The sequence below is a fragment of the Bacillus sp. ok061 genome (assembly GCF_900108285.1).
Taxonomy (GTDB): domain Bacteria; phylum Bacillota; class Bacilli; order Bacillales; family Bacillaceae_G; genus Bacillus_A; species Bacillus_A thuringiensis_S.
On the sequence record NZ_FNUW01000050.1, the window covers coordinates 1 to 18003 of the forward strand.

Here is an 18003-nt window from a genome sequence, read left to right on the forward strand (position 1 = left end):
GTCCGAGAGGAAACGGAGTTAAGTGAAATCCGAGAGGAAACGGAGTTAAGCGAAATCTAAGAGGAAACGGAGTTAAGAGAAGTCCGGGAGGAAACTAGGAGTATGTGAAGTCACAATAGTGACATATAATTACTAAACTCTTTTATATTACAATGAATGATACGAAGGGTTTAGGTGATAACATACCGTTGTCCACTACTGTATAGGAACAACATCTGATTTAACAAATTTTCCGAAAGAATTCTCCTTCCTCAAGCGTGGAAAGGTGTAGCTGAACGGTAGGTGGGAGACGAATTTCGGTTTGGCATAGCCAAAAGGTTTTGCTTTTTATTTTACCTTTGATATAAGCAGTCTTATAAATTATAAAGGTTGGTATATCAATGGAATTAGATAGTAATAATCATTCAGTATTCTCATTGTATTATCACCTTGTGTTGGTCGTGAAATACAGAAGAAATGTGTTTGATGATGATATGTCAGACTATGCAAAAAATATGTTTGTTCGACTATCTGAAAACTATAACATCACATTAGTTGAATGGAATCCTTATGTAGACCATGTTCATATTTTGTTTAAGGCACACCCTAATACACAAATGACAAAATTCATCAATGCTTATAAAAGTGCAAGCTCTCGACTAATCAAGAGAGACTTTCCACAAGTAAGAAAGAAACTTTGGAAAGATATGTTTTGGTCAAGAAGTTTTTGCTTATTAACTACTGGTGGTTCACAAATAGACGCAGTAAAAAAATATATTGAAAATTAAGGTGAAATGATATGACAAAGCATATAAATTCCGTTTGTATCCAACAGAAGAACAAGTACATTTTATGCGTAAAACCTTCGGCAGTATACCTTTCGTGTATAATAGAATGTTAGCTGAACGAAAAGAAGCCTATGAAAAACACAAAGATGATAAGGAACAACTCAAGAAGCAAAAGCTTCCCACTCCCTGCGAAATACAAAGCAGAATTTGAGTGGTTAAAAGAAGTGGAAATAGTTATTGGATTAGATGTAAGTTATTGGGATAAGAAAGCCGATTATACTAAGTTCTACCGTGAAATGTTAGACCGATTAGCAAAAGCACAACGAGTATTCTCAAGAAGAACAAAAGGTTCTATTCGTTGGAATAAACAACGTATCCGTGTAGCTACGTTACATGAAAAAGTAGCGAACCAAGGTAAGAACTTCCTTCATCGTAAGTCTAAAGAGTTAGCCACTCATTTTGATGTTGTAGCTATTGCTAAATATGAAAGGAATGTCACAAGCACTTCATTTTGGAAAAAGTGTCGCTGATAATGGATGGGGTATTTTCACTTCTTTCTTAGCTTATAAACTAAATGCACAAGGAAAACATCTTGTGAAAATAGACAAATGGTTTCCTTCCACAAAAGCATGTAGCAGTTGTGGAAATGTTAAAAAATGTCATTGTCTGGCCGAGTATATTCTTGTATACGCGGTGTAAATCTCGATAGAGATTATAACGCAACTATCAATATCAAAAATGAAGCAATACGCCTATTAGCGTTAGCATAGATAGCAATAAAATAACTTTTGGAACAAGGGAGTTAGCTCGGCTGTCTAAGGAAAAATTCGTTAGCTGTCAAAAAGTAATGACTAACCGAGAAACCCACACTTCAAACAGTCCATTAGGACGTTAAGTGGCGGGTAGTTCACAGATTATGAAAAAGGGCGTTTTTTTTAGATCCTTTTAATAAGGATAAACATAAATTGGTATAGGATTAGTTATAATAACTTTCCTAAACTTCTTTCTAATGTGAACGAAACTCGAGTACTTGCGGAAACAAGTACTCTTTTTATTACGTTGAAATTATGTATTACATAATTTCAACGTAATAAAAGGACAAATAAGATATATACTGCCATTATCAATCTTTATAGATACTTGAATTAAGCGTTATATAGAAATGATATAATTTTCTATCTCGATAAGTAGCTGAGACAAAAGATGGTAGTAGTACAAAGTGGTTTGAATTGAATCTAATTATATTTGTTGTACTAAAAGATAATGAAGGAATTGTACCTAATAAGTCATATTGTACTCATATGCTGTTTAATGACTGTAGAGTAAACATTAATATGTTAATACACAACTAAATTTTAAAAATTATTAGTGAGATACTGAATAGAGAGGGACAGTTAGTATGAACAATTATTTTAGAAGTTATGGATAGGCTATAAAACAAACCCTTGTCTTATTAGAGCATATAATATTCTAAGCTTTGGTTAACAGGGGGGATAAAAATGTGTAGGGACTGTGGAAACTGTAAACAACATTGTGAATGTTTTAATGACCATAAGCGTACGTGCTGTAAGAAAAGACATAAATGTTGTAAAAGAAAACGCAAGTGCTGTAAAAGAAGATGTGAAGAATCTTGTTGTAAACGTGTTGTAATTTGTTGCTGTTGTTGTCATCAGAATAACTGGTGGTGATTTTGATTTCTTAAATTAATTAAAGTGAAATAATCCTATGTTAATCTACAAATATAAGACGTTTTGTACTTTCATATCAAACTAATAGTAGTAAACGTTTATTCAAATAATATTTTTTTAGTAGACCAACATATTGGATAAACCTAGATAGGATTTCTATTGATTTATGTAGCTTCCTTTTTAAAAATAAAAACGAGAAATACATTTTTATCCATTATGCTACGATCTGCACAAGAAATTGAGAAGTCCATGTTATAAACAAACATAAAAAATAGCAGTAAACTTCAAGAGGAAGCATTAGGGGTATTTGTCCTTGTCCACAATTGACGGATAGAACGAAAAAATAATCCACTTGAAGGAAGTATCTAGGTTTGCCAATTATAAATTTTGTAGAGTTTTCCTTTGGTGAAAGTGAAGTGTTAGTGTATTGAAATCGGATGCTTGGTATATCAACACGAAACTAGACAATTTTTTTAGGTGTTCCTGTCTGTACTGATCAGGGCACAAGTAGCTTAGTGTTCTATGGATTCTAACATTGTTAAACCAGTTTACGTAGTCGTTCAATGCTTCTAAACTTGCGAAATAACGACCGTGAACGAACTCTGTTTTAAAGATTTTGTAGGTTGCTTCCGCTACCGCATTATCATATGGAAAGCCTTTCGCACTTAATGAACGCTTGATTTTGAAGGTCTTTAACGTGTCATGGATTACCTTGTTTTTGAACGCATTTCCTTGATCTGCATGAAATAGGGCAATCTGATTCAGGTTTGTTTTCACCGATGCGAAAGCTTGTGAAACAAGCTCCGAATCTTTCTTATGGCCTGCGCTATGTCCTATAATTTCTCGATTAAAGAGATCAATTAATAAACATACGTAATTCCATTTTTTGCTCACACGGATGTATGTTAAATCACTTACAACTACGGCCAGTTCTTCTTTCTGGTTGAACTGACAAATTGAGTTCGTTTGAAATTTTTTCTTCATTACAGCTAACTCTCTTCGGTTTAAATTGTGTAATCGTATAGTGAGATACTAAATCTTGGTTCTTCATGATTCGTCCAATGCGGCGACGTGAAATCACATATCCTAACTTCTTTAATTCCACTTTTATCTTTCGTGGTCCATAATTCTGACGGCTCCCTCGGAAGATTTCTTTCAAGAGTGGTGACAATTCATCTCTTGTATCTTGTGCTTGTTTTGCCTCGTAATAATAAGTTGCTCTGGATAATTGTAGGACATCGCACATTGCTGATATCGAGTATTTATGTAGGTTCTTCTTCACTACTTTTATTTTCGTGCTAGTATCAGCGCTGCTTGCTTTAAAATATCATTTTCTATAAGAAGTTGTTTGTTTTCTCAACGTTTCCAGCTCTAGTTGTTCGGCGGTCTTATTATCCTTCTTTTTAAACGAGCCAGACGTATGATTTTGATTAATCCATCGATCCAATGAAGATGGTGTTAATCCATATTCCTTAATGATCTCATTCCTTGGTTTACCATTCTGATACAGTTAAACCATTTGGTACTTAAATTCCGCTGTAAAGGTTCTTCTTTCTCTTTTATTTTTCGTCATAGTAGATTCTCCTCAAATAGATTAGTTGTAGTCTACTTGACCTTGATTTTTTTGTCTAGTTCAGTGTAGCCTATCCAGCTATTCCTCACTCGTGTGAGAGATGTAGCCCAACGATATGTGGGAGATGAGTTTAGGCTTAGATTAGTCAAAAAACTTAACTATATATTTTATAATTATAATCGACTCCAAAAACGACTCAACCATCGAAATTCGATATTATATCGGATCTCGATGGTTGAGTCGTTTTTAATACTGCCACTTGGCAGGAAGAGTACTAAAACAGTCTTTTTTATGTGTTTTACAAAAAAATCCTTTTGAAGATTAATATTTTTCCCTCTAAGTGGTGACTTATTTTAGTATCTGTTTAGTAGCCGTATCGAAAAATTTGATTGGTGCATTATTCCCTAAAATCAAGTGCAATTAATTCTAATTGTTTTATGTTTTCATTAAACAATTTCTCACATGTAAAATTATTAAATTTAATGTTTTTTAAATCAGTAAGTAAAGTAGAGGAAATAGAAGATTTTATTCTATCATTTATATAAAAATTAGATATGCCTAAAGTGTTCATTAATGTAGCACATAGAGTCAACTTTCTTTTTATTATATGAGTTCTATTTAATAATAAATTTGAAAGCATAGTTAAATTGTGTTCAAATACTATTGAGTTTTGAGAAGGGTGTGTTTTGTGGTGATTGATTAGTCTAATACATTGTATAACAATTTGTTCAACATATAAATTTTGTTTTTCTATTTCGTGATATAAACTTTTAAGATTCATTTTAATCATTCCCGTATTAAATGGTGTCTATAGATTATAGATTCAAAAGTATCTAGAAATAATGTATTGGAATTATTAATACACGCCATTAAACCTACAATTGTATTTTGGACTTTTAAGATATCATTTGATTGATTTTCAGTATCTAATAACAAACTCAACATATTCATTTCAACTTCTAACAGTTTATTTAATGCACATTCCCTTTGGTACATACTCTCGATACAATTTATTAATAATTCATTAGTATAACCCATTTTTGAATATTGCTCCTTTTATATAATTTTTATGTACCAGTAAGTAGCTTTATGTGTAACTTTTTTTTGTTAGTATTTAGAAACTTAATCACAGTCATCACAATCACAATCACAATCACAATCCTCGCAGTCTAAAGTGGGGATTTTAAGCACATCTTCTAGTTTAAACTGTAGTAGCATCTGAGTTTTAATAATATTTCTTAATATTTTTTCCACGCTTTCTTGAGTTACAATAGCTTCTTTTACAGTCAGACAGTCTTTACTTATTATCTTTTGGATTTTTTCAGCTTCCGCATTTATTAAATGTGAAAGTCCTATCTCTTCCATTGCAATAGAAGATAAAAGAAGGTTAATTACTTCTTCTCGAGTTAATGTTATATGGGGCTCTATATCAGGAATGTTGGGCAAAGACATATTTTCTCCTCCTTTGAACACATATGCTAAGAGTGCAGTGTATTTACATTAATAGTATCCAAAAATTAATAATGATATGTTAATACTTATGCACATACAAAAAAAAAATGAATACAGTATGATTAGGCGGGATACTTCATATGATTACAGTTAGGAGTATAGTATTATGAATAATTTTTGGGACGATTTAATTTTTGGACAGAAGAAAATGGGAGAGAATGATAAAAATTTATCAGATGAATATCCAAATACAGACCCATATATTTTATCACCTAATATACAAAAGACTGTAAACAAAATAAAAGATTATAATTTATTTGGAGATTACAACAATAAAAATCGAAACAATAAACAAAAACCTTATAATTCTAAGAGAAAAAAGAGGCGATATTAAAATGAATACGATATAAGTAGCTGTTTTCCTCTCGAATACTTATATCGTATTCTCAAATTAGCTTTCTAATTACTTAATGATTTATTTTTTGTGAAATATTTATTTAAATGTGTCGGAGGCGTTTAGATTTAAATGATTAGACGCCTATAAGTTAGAAAAGTGTATTATTCTTCAATTAAAGTTAAGATATTTTCTAATTTAAATTGTAAAAGCATTTCTTGTTTAATAGCAGATTGCAATGTTTGTTGAACACTATGATTTATTGTAAGCAAATTTGATAATGTTACTGGGGGAGGAGTAATACCATTATTTAGTGTTCCTAATATAAATTGAATTTTCTCCGCCTCACTATTAATAATGTGTGCCAGTGCTAATTCTTCGAGTGCGATAGATGCCAGGAGTAAAGAAATTGATTGGCCTGCAGTAATTGAAATCGTTGGAGTTATATTAGGGATATTTGGTTGCGACATGTTTCGCCTCCTCTCGCTTTTTTAGTATCTGTACATTCTATGCTTCTTTACAATATATATAGCTTATTCAACTATATATTGTTAGACTGCGGTAATAAAAATGTAATTTGGTACTCAGGAAATAAACGTTTGGTATACTAATTTAACTATTTCTAGTGTATTCAATCTTCCTGAAAAATTCCTTTATCAAATCAAGATATTAAAGGGATTTATGAGAATTAATATATTTAAGTTAGTATATATTGGGTGTTATATTAAAAACTAGGGTATTGACCATTGCTAAATGATGGCTAATTTATACTGTGAAAACAATACTATAGACTTAAATCTAAACATATAATTCTGATTGAAGTTTTATGATATTAATATTGGCGCCTTCTACATCTATAGCGTTTCCGGAGACATTAACTAGTGTTAATTCCTGCTCCTGTATTAAATATTGCACCTGAATTAAGTGATAATCTAGTGAAATTTGGAGGGAAGTTTGTAGCTGTTTGTGATAAATTAAACTCACTTTGTGTTCTAGCGACTAATGATCCATCTAGATTGAAGTGTACTATCTAAGTTATCTGATTAGCAAATCCTAAATTTGTGGCAGTTTCATAGGTTGCAAAATAAGTTTGATTTCCCGCTAAGATAATAAAAGGTGATCCTGCAACATGCGTAATTTCTGTACCATTAATTAGGTTATTAATTGCTAAAGGAACTGGATCTCCATCAGTTATTTGCACAATTGATTGATTCGTTATACGAGCGTTATTAGCGGTTACAAGAGGTCCAGTAGTAGCATTAATTAACTGAATTAATAAATTAAGAAGAAGTTGTAAAGAATCCACTTTTAGTTTTGTGAATATTTTAATACTAAATAAATTTCGCGAATTAAAATTTTGAAGATGATAAGCCATGATGGTGAGAGGGGAATTATATGACAGAAAATTTAATCACTATCAGTTTGTGCATGATTGTAAAAAATGAAGAGCAAACTCTTTCGAGGTGTTTAGATTCTGTTAAGGGGATTGTTGATGAAATTATTATTGTAGATACAGGTTCAACAGACACCACAAAAGAAATTGTAAAAAAGTATAAGCCGAAAATTTATGACTTTAAATGGATTAGTGATTTTTCTGCAGCACGAAATTTTGCATTCTCTAAGGCCACTAAAAAATACATCCTCTGGCTTGATGCGGATGACGTGATTGCAGATGACGATAGAAAGAAATTCCTTCAATTAAAACGTACATTAGATACAAATATTGATGCGGTATCTATGAAATATTATTTGAGTTTTGATGTAGAAGGAAAGCCAACATATCAGATGAGGAGATATCGATTAGTAAAGAGGAATAGGAATTTTCAATGGCATGGTTTTGTTCATGAATATTTAGAAGTATATGGAAATTTAATGGATAGTGACGTAGGTATAACGCATAAAAAAGAAAAGGAATATAGTGACCGAAATCTGAAGCTATACGAAAAGCATCTTGCAGATGGAAAAGAATTAGGCCCGCGAGATGTATATTATTATGCAAATGAATGCAAGGATCATCAATTATATGATACAGCAATTAAGTGGTATTCAAAATTTTTAAATGAAGGGAAAGGATGGGTTGAAGATAATATCCAAGCTTGTTTAAAAAGAGCAGAGTGTTATTTGGAATTAGGTAATTGGAAAGAATCCGTTCATTCTTGTTTACATTCATTCATATATGATACACCTAGAGGAGAAATTTGTTGTCATTTAGGTTATCTATTTTTACAACAAAATGAGTATCAAAAGGCTATTTATTGGTATCGTTCAGCAATTAAAGGGCCAAAACCTAAAGATGCTTATTTCATTCGTGAAGCTTGTTATACATGGTTGCCGCATATTCAATTATGCATTTGTTATGACCGTATAAAAGAATATGAAAAAGCAAGTTATCATAATGAACAAGCAGCACAGTTTATTCCTAATGATCCAAGTATTCACTATAATAGGGAATATTTTGATAATTTATTTAAAAAATGATTCTAGTATAAGAGACTATTCGATTTAAGGTGCGGTTATCTTAAATGGTGAGAATACCTTATTTTATATTACAAGGATAATTTTATTTTGCAGTAAGGGTATGAATTTGTAACAGAATCTGATGGAATATGTAGACAAATTACATTCTATAACTTTATTAGGCTATAAGATTAGCTTGAATTTATGATGTTTAATTCTTCGAAAAACAGTTAATTAGTCATAAAAAAAGCATTCCCTAAGAGAATGCTTTTTTTAGTTCAATTTTTTATTTGAAGATTAAAGAGTTACTGTTTCTGCATCTCTCTTTAATTGGAACCAAATTATATTAATTGTTTAGAACCTTATTTTAACTATACATAATGCTTCTCTATATTTAAAATTTCCAAATAAATATAGTTAGACTAATTATAAGAAAAGAACACCTCCGAATGTGAGCTTTATCTATACCATTTGGTGTGTACTTCATAAATGAGAAGTGAAGATGATTTGATAGTGTTTTATTAATTTAGCCATCTATTTTGAATGTTGTTTAAAGAAATCTGAACAATGTCTGTTAAATTGGCAAGTAATAGGACAAAGATTAATTGAAGCCGTTGCCGGTATCACCGTTGTGACTGTATTAGATAATATATCATTGGTAGAGTTATCAGGGATATAAGAATAGCTTACAATCGCAGTATTATTTTGTAATCTGTTTGCTGGGATATTGGTAACTCTTACTCTAAATTGGATAGTGACAGATTCGCTTGGTTCTATTGAAGCGATGAAAATTATATTATTTGGTTTCGCGCTGAGCTGAGGTACTCCATCTATTGTCACACTGCCGTTTATAAAAGTCGTTCCATCTGGAACTGGATCTGTTACTTGAACATTAAGTGCAGGTACATTACCTGTGTTAGTAAGTGTGAGGGTATACGTTAGTATATCACCTAAAGTTGCTGTACTTTTATCTACGGCTTTAATGATATTAAGAATGGCGCTATTAATCTGAACAAGCACGGGATTACTAGTAGAAGTACCGGGAACCGGAGGTAAGTTAGGGTCAACGATATAGTCGAAAGTAGTAGCGATATTGACTGCCGGATTCGGAACTGGGATAGAAGTTACAGTAATCTGGAAAGAAACGATAACGGAAGCGCCAGGAGCGATAGATCCGACGGTAAAGCCAGTAGTAAGATCAGCGCCAAGAAGAGGTGCACCGTTAACAGTGACGCTATTGGGAACGAGAGTAGTACCGTTCGGAATAGGATCTGTGAATAAAGTATTGTCAGCAGAGACGTTACCAGTATTCATTAAAGTAACAGTATAAGTTAGCACATCACCGATGTTAGCGATAGCTTGACTAACCGTCTTAACAGAAGTTAAAGAAGCATTGTTGACTTGACTTGAGTGGTAACAGGGTTGCTTGTTGAATTTCCAGGAACCGGAGGTTGACCTGGAAATTCAAAAGTAGTAGTAGCGATATTGACTGCTGGATTCGGAATAGAGGTAACAGTGACCTGAAACGAGACTGTTGTAAAGCCACTTGGAGGAATGGAACCAATATTAAACCCTGTAGATGGATTTGCCCCCGGGAGGGGTAGGCCGTTAACAGTGATGCTATTTGGAACAAAAGTAGTACCGTCCGGAATAGGGTCAGTAAAAACCACATTATCGGCTGTAATATTACCTGTATTGACTAAAGTTACATTATAAGTTAAAACATCTCCAATGTCAGCGAAGCTTTGACGCCAGCGATATTGATAATATCACTTGGAGGTGCTGCCCGAATTATAACTTGGAAGGTAACAGTTACAATGCCTAATGGGGCGATATTACCAAGCGGAATACCTGCACTAGGATCTCCAGCTGTTGGTCCTCCATTACCAGTAACACTTCCTGGGACGAAAGTAGTACCAGGTGGAATAGGATCAGTAAAGATTTCATTGTCAGCCGTTATTATACTGCTTTCGTTTGTAACAACCATGGTATAAGTAAGGATACTACCAATACTTGCTACAGCTTGATCTACACTTTTGGTAACAGTCAGTAAATTGATAAATGCAAGTGGACAACGAGCATCATCGTTGTTACTAGAAGCTGCTGAACTTGAAAAGAGTATAGCAGGTACCACCACTGAGTGTAATACGATATACATTACTAGTATTATTATTGATAGCGTAAAAGAAACCTTGTGCATCAAAAAATACAGCTCCGTAAAATGAGCCACCAGGTAAACCGATGGTTGGTATATTTGTAACCGCTCCAGTTATGGGATTAATTTGTCTGACTTGTCCAGATGGTCCTGTATCGACAACACCGTATAATAAATTATCTACAGGGTTAAACGCCCAGTCAAATATAACCGGATCAGCAGGAATTGGAGTGCCAAAAGGGGCTGTGTCTAAAGAAAAACCAGTAGCAGGGTCGACTAGTTTTAAATAAGTCGGAGAATTCGGATCAACATCTACAACGTAAAATCTATTATTAAGGTTTGGACGAAATAAAAAGAAGCTAGCAAAAGCTAACTGCTCGATGCAAAGAAGGGGGGAATAATAGAAAGTTAAATAAGTTATAGTATGGGTTTAATATTGAAGGACATTCAAATGTATGAAAAGTAGAAAGAGCCCCTTAGAACAGCGCTCTTTCATGGAGAGTATCATCATAAAGGTGATGTGGAAATAAAAAGTTCACCTTAATTGGTGGATTTTTTATTTTGAATAAAATGGATATTTGATTAAGAGGATGAAGGATGGATTTAAAATCGGAAGTCTTATTTGTCGTTAAGGGAAGACAGATTAATGAGTGCTTTTTGAATAAAGAATTTTTAATTAATAAAATCATTATTGTATAATGAAAAAATAAAAGAACCCGTTAGTGATAAACGGATTCTTCCCTCAAAGTGTGCAAGGAATGTAAGGTACTAGTCCAGAGAGCCCTGTGGAATTCCTCGTGATAATAATGTATGTAAATGAATCGAAACGGTTAATTGAAATTTAACGAAACCCTTATTGTAAAAAAAAGGCTAGGATTTCTCCTAGCACTAACTAAAAGGATATATCGCATGGAAAATAAGATAATAAGCGGATGTAATTGCTTATTTCAAATGTATTATATAACAATTTTTGTACGGATGGTGAGAATAACAACAATATTTACAAAGACTTAACGTAGGCATGAAGATTTTGATTGATAATATAATCCGTATTTAAATACAAAGAAGTCCTAGAAGGACAACTAGGACTTTTTGCGTAGTGAATATCTTTTTTTAGGACTTATTTAATATAACACATAAATATCTCGGAATGTAACAAAATCGTTACTTGCGCGATACGTTTCCTTATAAGTGTGCAAACACGGAATAGGAGGGTAATCAATTTTTGATAACAACAACTGATTGCCTGAAAGTAGGAATGAAAGCCGTCAGGTTGAGCTGAAACTACTTGTCTAATACTCCTATATGCAAGGCGTGATAGTGGTCACAAATTGTATGGAGAGTTGAAGTCGGTTGCCAAAAACCAAGTGAGAACTCATATGGTAATGGGTAGGTCGGGATGTTACAAACTATCTATAGTAAGAATGTCCAAAATAACGGACTAGCGGATTTGCGAATGTACGGGTCTAAATTATTAATACACTAGAAATGTGTATGTCGTCAATGACGACGTTATCTAGCGAAAAGTAAGATTAAGGATATGAAATTTGGAACATCTAATGCTGAGGATGTAAAGATAACAGGCTTAATGCAAGTTTCTAAGGATAAATGTATAGCTAAGGCAATCGGAAAGTGGTAAGCAAGAAACTGTCACTAACATTTACTAACAGACAGGTGTATATAAGGTTCTAACGAATCCAAATCACTTTATTCTTGTGAAGGTGGGGACACAGTACCAGCGAAGCATGTAATTAGTGTGGAGAGATAGTCCCTAGTAGGTGAATGAATACAACATTGTTTGTAATCTGTTTGCTTTTAGTATAAAAAGATAAGATGGGACGCTGTATGCGGTAAAAATCGCACGTACAGTGTTAAGGGGGGGGATGGGAATAGAGGACTGGCATTTGAATTGCTGTTAACCAATACGTATTGAATGTATAAGACAGCGTATGTAGGAGTTTTTAATAAACGTCCTACAACAGTGAAAGTTTTAAAAATGAATCAACTAGGTGAAATAACAAAAAGCGCAGGGAGCCATTTGCTTCTGTCTAGTAGAATTTAGAACGGATTATATTATCCATTTCGTTTCTGTAAATTTAGTGGCTAAATACTATGAAGCTATGTTATACAATGGTGGTCGTAAATCCATTCCAAGAAAAGAATTTGAAAAATACGCGTATCTTACTATTGTAGATTACTTGGTACATGTAGATAGATTAAATTGGGCGATTTGCAGATGATGGGAGTATCAATACAAATCAAATCATCGTTTACATAATTTTGATGTCGGTAAACAGATTAATAAATCAGTTACCATTTAGGAGGAGCCTATATAGCGGATAAGCCGAAACGGAGGACGAAAGCAGGATGGGATGTTTTATGTGAAAAAATTTGATAAGGAAAGAGCTTGGAATGACAAATGTACAGATAGTAAAAAAGCTTGATATTATGAGATCCAAGTTATATAAGTGAGCAACTAGAAAAGAGAAATCTAAGATATAAAATTTCACATACCAAATTGAAAAGAAAAATAAAAAATAATAAAAGTAATAATCTACATTTAGAGGGCGTTGATTATGTCTAGGAAAAGAATTCGTCCTATATATAATTCAGCATTCTCTTTTTATATAAAAGAAGGAAACTGGCATGAAAGATTTAATGAAGCAGTATACCGAAACAAGAAAAAATTAAAAGAATCTAAAGTGGGCGCAACAGAAAAGGATATAAGTATGATTAACGATATTAATTATGCTCTGGAATGGATGCGTACTGCTAAACAACCAGGAAAAAGTAGATTTGCATATAAACGCGAGAAGCCATGTGACCAAAGGTATATACGTATTACTGAAATACCAGTGTATGAAGGGAATCGTATACAGTTAGAAGATGTATTATCAACTCTGACAGAAAGAAAAATAGGAATATGTGTAATGTATAGAGGATATAGATTTACGTAGGATGAAAAGATTGGTGAGCAATTGACCGGAAGTTTATCTTGAATATGTTAGAATTTCTTTCTGAAAAAATGTCGAAATTTGTCATCGGAAAGCACACTATATATGAAGAACCAAAACTATTTCTTATAGTTGAGTGATGAGATAACGTATAGTGTTGCTCTACCTTATCTGTAAGACGATTACACAAAACATGTGATTAGGGCGTTACGAACTTTAATTTGTGTGTATTTCTTGATTTCAAAACGTAATAAGAATAATCTTCAAAACGTCTTTAATTTAAAGGGGTACGGAAATATCAATATAAATTTTAAGGAAATTTAGAATATATTGCTACTCTCTCAGTCACTGATGTTAGGCGCGTATCTATATTTTAAAAAATGTAGGAATAAGGTAGTCAGGAGAGGAATAAAGATTCTATTTCTATACTTGTTTTTATGATTTATGGGAAAGGAGGAATTTATATGGCAGAAAAATATTTAAGTGATGAGATTGCTGATGAACATTATGAGGAAGCAAGGCAATGTATAATATCCAATATAAGTTGCGTCAGCAAGAATGCTGTAGCGTAGATTTAGAAGTGATTTTAGGCCTATAGGAACCATATAAATTTATAGAATGGTTACAAATACAATTACCGATACTCTTTGTGAGAGAGCAACTGGAGAGCTCTTTTCCATTTGCACCTTTTGATAAGGACAAGCATATATTGAAGTGTAGGACAGACTCACTCGCTTGTATCCTATTTTAATACTCATTGAAAACTCCTTATCATATTAAGGGTACCTACTGGAGTAGGTACCCTTTTTTAGTTCAATGATATGAGTATAAACAAATTCATAAAAGTATGTTAAGAGCAAAAAGTATAATTAGGAATTTTAGAAATTTCATAAAACGCCCCTTTTAGATATAGTGTGTACTATTAAAAGGGAGGTTATTATTTGTTGAACAAAGTGTACATTTGATTAGGAGGAGAATGTATGATAGAGACAGTTAATAAGATTATGATTTATCTAAATAAATTAAGTGAAAATAAGACGGTTGTTATTGAAAAAGATGATGTGAATTCAGTTATAAAAAGTAGAGAGGCATTTTTGTGTGCTAACGGATAAAATTATAGTTATAGTGAAAACATAGCAGATCAGGTATTAATCATTATTCGTTAAATTAATCGAGGTCAGCGTGTATTAAAAGAAATGTTAGGATAATTGTAGTAGCGAATCTACTGCTTTTTTATTTTGTATAAGACACATTGTATTATTAAGTGCGACACCTAAAAAAACAAAAAGCTCACCTAGCTTCGTGTAAAGTAGAAGTTACTACACCACTTACTTAACACGGAGGACGAGTATGAGCTATTCTCATTTTACCATGTTTGAACGTGGACAACTAGAATCACTTTATAAATTGGGATATTCCACAAGAAAAATTAGAGGTTACTTGGTCTCCAGAACAAATCCAGCATGGCCATTTGAAAGGTGAGGTTTCCTTTAAAACAATCTATAACTGGTTATACCAAGGGAAACTGTTCCGACAGGATCTGTCTTTATTAAGACAGAAAGGGAAACGCCAAAAATCCAAAGAGACACGCGGACGTTTCAATATTGGGACATCTATTCAAAAACGACCATCGGAAGTTAGAAAGCGAGAGACATTCGGGCACTGGGAATTAGACACAATTGTCTCAAGTCGCGGAAAAGCAAGGGTGGTTTCGCAACATTTGTGGAACGAAAAACACGGTATTACCAAGCGATTGTCATTCTAGACCGAACGGCAGAATCAATGGAATGCGCTATCAAACAGCTTACTTCTATGTATCCATCCACTGCATTTCAAACCGCTACTGTTGATAGGGGAAAAGAATTTACGTGTTATCAACGAGTAGAAAATGACTTGAAAATAGCAGTGTTCTTTGCCGATCCCTATTCTTCCTGGCAACGTGGAAGTAACGAAAACGCAAATGGCCTATTGCGTGAGTTTTATCCGAAAAAAACCGATTTGAGCCTTGTTTCACAACAACAATTGAATCAAGCGCTACTTCTTATTAATCAAAGGACAAGAAAATGTTTAGGTTGGAAAACTGCCCACGAAGCGTTTCAGGAGGAACTGTCGCACTTAGATTGACAAACTGTCTTATAATAAGAAAGGAAATTTATTATCATATTAATTAAACATATAAAGATAAATGAGTACTTAAAAATAGTACTTTTATAGTTCCTAAAAAACAAAAATAGTATAGCTAAAAGTGATAGTATGCTAATAATTAAATGATACATATATTGAGCCTGTTTCTTCATTAATGACTCCCACTCTTTATTTAATGTAAAAATATATAGAATATATAATTTTATAGAGGGAATTAAAATAAATAGAATACACCTAATTGTATATCTAAATAGCAAGATACCACTACATACCTCATTAACTAAAAAAATAACCTGACCTTTCAAAGAAATTACCTGTAAAAAAAGAAAAATTTTATTTAGAGGGTATATCAAAAACTTAGCTTGAGAGCGATGGGGTGATCCCCCTTATATAAAAACAAGCTAATAAATAGGAATAAAATAGGCTAATAGCTTATCCCATTTTAATTTTTATGAATAATATAAATTGTAGACTTATCTTTAAGGTTTATAAGTTTTAGCAGGAATAGAAAGGGGAGTGTATAACTATGTCACAAGCTAACATCCCCAATATTACGCCTAGTATTTCTTTAACTAGAGAGGAATCCATCAATTTAATTTTAGCTTCTATTGCTTTAGAAGAATTAGGTTTAGCTCATATTATTAATGCGGAGGCAGAAAAAATTCAGTATGCACTTGGAACATTGTCTGGGCTATCGCCAGCTGCTACGTTAGATGAAATTTTAGCAGTCAATGAAAGTGTGAATCAAACGATACAAAGTGCACTCAAAACACAGATGTTGTTACAAAGTAAGCTGGATAGTGTGATACAAACCCCTGTATTAACAGGACCTCCAGGACCAACAGGGCCAACAGGACCGGCTGGAGGGCCAACCGGAGCAACGGGAGCAACCGGAGTAACAGGGGGAACAGGAGCAACGGGAGCAGCAGGAGTAACAGGAGCAACCGGAGTAACAGGGGGAACAGGAGGAACAGGAGGAACAGGAGCAACGGGAGCAACCGGAGCAACGGGGGCAACAGGGGCAACGGGAGCAACGGGAGCAACAGGGGCAACAGGGGCAACGGGAGCGACAGGAGTAACAGGAGCGACAGGTCCTATAATTTCAGCTAACAATGCATTTATTGTTGGTGCTAATTCAGTACCAATAGCTAACCTAGCTGCAATTCCTTTACAAACAAATGTTGTAATTAATGGAACAGCTATAACTCATGTTCCTGGTTCTACGAATATCACTTTAGCTCCTAATCAAACATATTCAGTTACTTATAGAGCGGTTGGTGTTAACACTCCAGCTGGAGGGGATCAAAATTTAAGGCTTTGGTTGAATGGAGTTTCTGTTGGTGGTAGTTCGAACGGATTTACATTTAGTCCAGAGATGTCAGGGAATGCTATTGTAAATACAGGAGCAGGAGCTAATATTTTAACTTTAGTTAATAATTCTGGTGTAACACGATCTTTTGATGATATTCAAATTTCTATTGTAAAATTAGCTTAAAAGTATTATTTTATTCAAAAATAATATTTATGAGGGTACCGTCACACATCCATCAACTTAAGGATTTAGACTATTCTTAAATTTAAAAGCGCGTTACTATTCTCTTATGTTAATGAGAAAGGGTGACGTGCTTTTTATGAATATGCATCAAAAACAAGAGCTGTCTTTATTTGCCGAAGAGTTATATCGATATATGTCTCCCGCTACACTTAATCAATTAGCTATAGAAGCAGGTGGAATGAAACGAAAACGTAAGTGCCATGGGCACCATTTTTTATCTTTGTGTGTATGGTTAAATCAACAAATCGCTACAACCTCTCTTACTCAACTTTGTAGTCAATTAGAAACTTCAACAGGAATTTTATTAAGTCCTGAGGGACTTAATCGACGATTTAACTCGACTTCTGTAGCCTTCTTTCGAAATGTATTTACTACACTTCTACAAGCTAAAATTGGAGGATCATCTACAATTTCTCATTCTCTTTCTGCTTACTTTGAGCGGATTCGCATCCTTGATTCTACAACCTTTCAAGTTCCAGATCGATTCGCAGCTACTTATCCTGGTGCCGGAGGCTGTAGTCATACAGCTGGTGTGAAAATTCAATTAGAGTATGACTTGTTGAGTGGAGAGTTTTCTGATGTGAAAATTGAACCAGGAAAACGCAGTGATCAGGCATATGGGGCGACTCCAACAGACATGACACAAAAGAATGAACTATATATTCGTGACTTAGGGTATTTTCGTTTACAAGACTTTAAATCGATCCAAGATAAGGAAGGGTATTATTTATCGCGTCTTAAATTACCAACTAAAATATATAGAAAAGAATTCGAAACAGTGGTATTTAAAACAAAACCTGCTCAACTGAGGCCAGTATATATACAAATTCATTTGGAAGACATCATGAACCAATTACAACCTG

At 33.5% G+C, this 18003-nt stretch carries 14 protein-coding genes and 6 pseudogenes; 13 read left to right on the forward strand and 7 right to left on the reverse strand.

Annotated elements, in window-relative coordinates:
- The first annotated feature begins 380 nt into the window (after positions 1–380).
- The 3 genes and pseudogenes from tnpA (at position 381) to C4S65_RS34780 (ending at position 2417) form a co-directional block, all read left to right on the forward strand.
- Positions 381–767: an IS200/IS605 family transposase gene (gene tnpA, locus C4S65_RS32245; RefSeq protein WP_103945854.1), complete on the forward strand. Its 387-nt coding sequence runs from the start codon at positions 381–383 to the stop codon at positions 765–767.
- Between the two features lie 34 nt (positions 768–801).
- A pseudogene (locus tag C4S65_RS32250) lies at positions 802–1537 on the forward strand (RNA-guided endonuclease TnpB family protein).
- A 742-nt stretch (positions 1538–2279) separates the two neighbouring features.
- Complete coding sequence (locus C4S65_RS34780) at positions 2280–2417, forward strand: hypothetical protein (protein ID WP_181032168.1); 138 nt, start codon at positions 2280–2282, stop codon at positions 2415–2417.
- 512 nt (positions 2418–2929) lie between these two features.
- Here the strand turns inward: C4S65_RS34780 and C4S65_RS32255 are convergent.
- The 3 genes and pseudogenes from C4S65_RS32255 to C4S65_RS32270 form a co-directional block, all read right to left on the reverse strand.
- A pseudogene (locus C4S65_RS32255) lies at positions 2930–3965 on the reverse strand (IS3 family transposase); the annotation flags it as partial.
- Between the two features lie 460 nt (positions 3966–4425).
- Entirely contained in the window at positions 4426–4809 is a 384-nt protein-coding gene (locus tag C4S65_RS32260; RefSeq protein WP_103945855.1) for a hypothetical protein, read from the reverse strand.
- A 341-nt stretch (positions 4810–5150) separates the two neighbouring features.
- Positions 5151–5480 (reverse strand): hypothetical protein, encoded by a 330-nt coding sequence (locus C4S65_RS32270; RefSeq protein WP_103945857.1) that lies wholly within the window; start codon positions 5478–5480, stop codon positions 5151–5153.
- A gap of 166 nt (positions 5481–5646) precedes the next feature.
- Here C4S65_RS32270 and C4S65_RS32275 point away from each other — a divergent pair, with 166 nt between their 5' ends.
- Positions 5647–5874, forward strand: a complete 228-nt coding sequence (locus tag C4S65_RS32275) for a hypothetical protein (RefSeq protein ID WP_103945858.1) — start codon at positions 5647–5649, stop codon at positions 5872–5874.
- Positions 5875–6038: 164 nt separating this feature from the next.
- Here the strand turns inward: C4S65_RS32275 and C4S65_RS32280 are convergent, their stop codons facing one another.
- Positions 6039–6344 (reverse strand): hypothetical protein, encoded by a 306-nt coding sequence (locus tag C4S65_RS32280; protein ID WP_103945859.1) that lies wholly within the window; start codon positions 6342–6344, stop codon positions 6039–6041.
- A 560-nt stretch (positions 6345–6904) separates the two neighbouring features.
- Positions 6905–7180, reverse strand: coding sequence for a hypothetical protein (locus tag C4S65_RS35555; RefSeq protein WP_258043914.1), 276 nt, complete (start codon positions 7178–7180; stop codon positions 6905–6907).
- Between the two features lie 122 nt (positions 7181–7302).
- On the opposite strand from C4S65_RS35555, the gene C4S65_RS32290 reads away from it, so the two are divergent.
- Positions 7303–8352 carry a glycosyltransferase family 2 protein gene (locus tag C4S65_RS32290; protein WP_103945864.1) on the forward strand — a complete coding sequence of 350 codons (1050 nt, stop codon included), beginning with the start codon at positions 7303–7305 and terminating at the stop codon, positions 8350–8352.
- A gap of 513 nt (positions 8353–8865) precedes the next feature.
- On the opposite strand, the gene C4S65_RS35560 is transcribed toward C4S65_RS32290, so the two are convergent.
- Complete coding sequence (locus C4S65_RS35560) at positions 8866–9351, reverse strand: DUF11 domain-containing protein (RefSeq protein ID WP_258043915.1); 486 nt, start codon at positions 9349–9351, stop codon at positions 8866–8868.
- Between the two features lie 73 nt (positions 9352–9424).
- On the opposite strand from C4S65_RS35560, the gene C4S65_RS35565 reads away from it, so the two are divergent.
- On the forward strand, positions 9425–9661 hold the full coding sequence (locus C4S65_RS35565) for a hypothetical protein (RefSeq protein WP_258043916.1): 237 nt from the start codon (positions 9425–9427) through the stop codon (positions 9659–9661).
- A 387-nt stretch (positions 9662–10048) separates the two neighbouring features.
- Here C4S65_RS35565 and C4S65_RS32305 read toward each other — a convergent pair whose 3' ends face one another.
- Positions 10049–10468 carry a DUF11 domain-containing protein gene (locus tag C4S65_RS32305; RefSeq protein ID WP_219814124.1) on the reverse strand — a complete coding sequence of 140 codons (420 nt, stop codon included), beginning with the start codon at positions 10466–10468 and terminating at the stop codon, positions 10049–10051.
- A gap of 104 nt (positions 10469–10572) precedes the next feature.
- Here C4S65_RS32305 and C4S65_RS32310 point away from each other — a divergent pair, with 104 nt between their 5' ends.
- The 7 genes and pseudogenes from C4S65_RS32310 to C4S65_RS32345 all read left to right on the forward strand — a co-directional run.
- On the forward strand, positions 10573–10776 hold the full coding sequence (locus tag C4S65_RS32310; RefSeq protein ID WP_103945863.1) for a hypothetical protein: 204 nt from the start codon (positions 10573–10575) through the stop codon (positions 10774–10776).
- A gap of 1643 nt (positions 10777–12419) precedes the next feature.
- Positions 12420–12726 (forward strand): annotated as a pseudogene (locus tag C4S65_RS32315) (hypothetical protein).
- Positions 12727–13132: 406 nt separating this feature from the next.
- A pseudogene (locus tag C4S65_RS32325) lies at positions 13133–13440 on the forward strand (RNA polymerase subunit sigma-24); the annotation flags it as partial.
- A gap of 980 nt (positions 13441–14420) precedes the next feature.
- Positions 14421–14552: a hypothetical protein gene (locus C4S65_RS35570; protein ID WP_258043917.1), complete on the forward strand. Its 132-nt coding sequence runs from the start codon at positions 14421–14423 to the stop codon at positions 14550–14552.
- A gap of 238 nt (positions 14553–14790) precedes the next feature.
- A pseudogene (locus tag C4S65_RS32335) lies at positions 14791–15564 on the forward strand (IS30 family transposase).
- A gap of 547 nt (positions 15565–16111) precedes the next feature.
- Complete coding sequence (locus C4S65_RS34140) at positions 16112–17080, forward strand: collagen-like protein (RefSeq protein WP_142391611.1); 969 nt, start codon at positions 16112–16114, stop codon at positions 17078–17080.
- Between the two features lie 136 nt (positions 17081–17216).
- Positions 17217–18003, forward strand: a pseudogene (locus C4S65_RS32345) (IS4-like element ISBce2 family transposase); the annotation flags it as partial.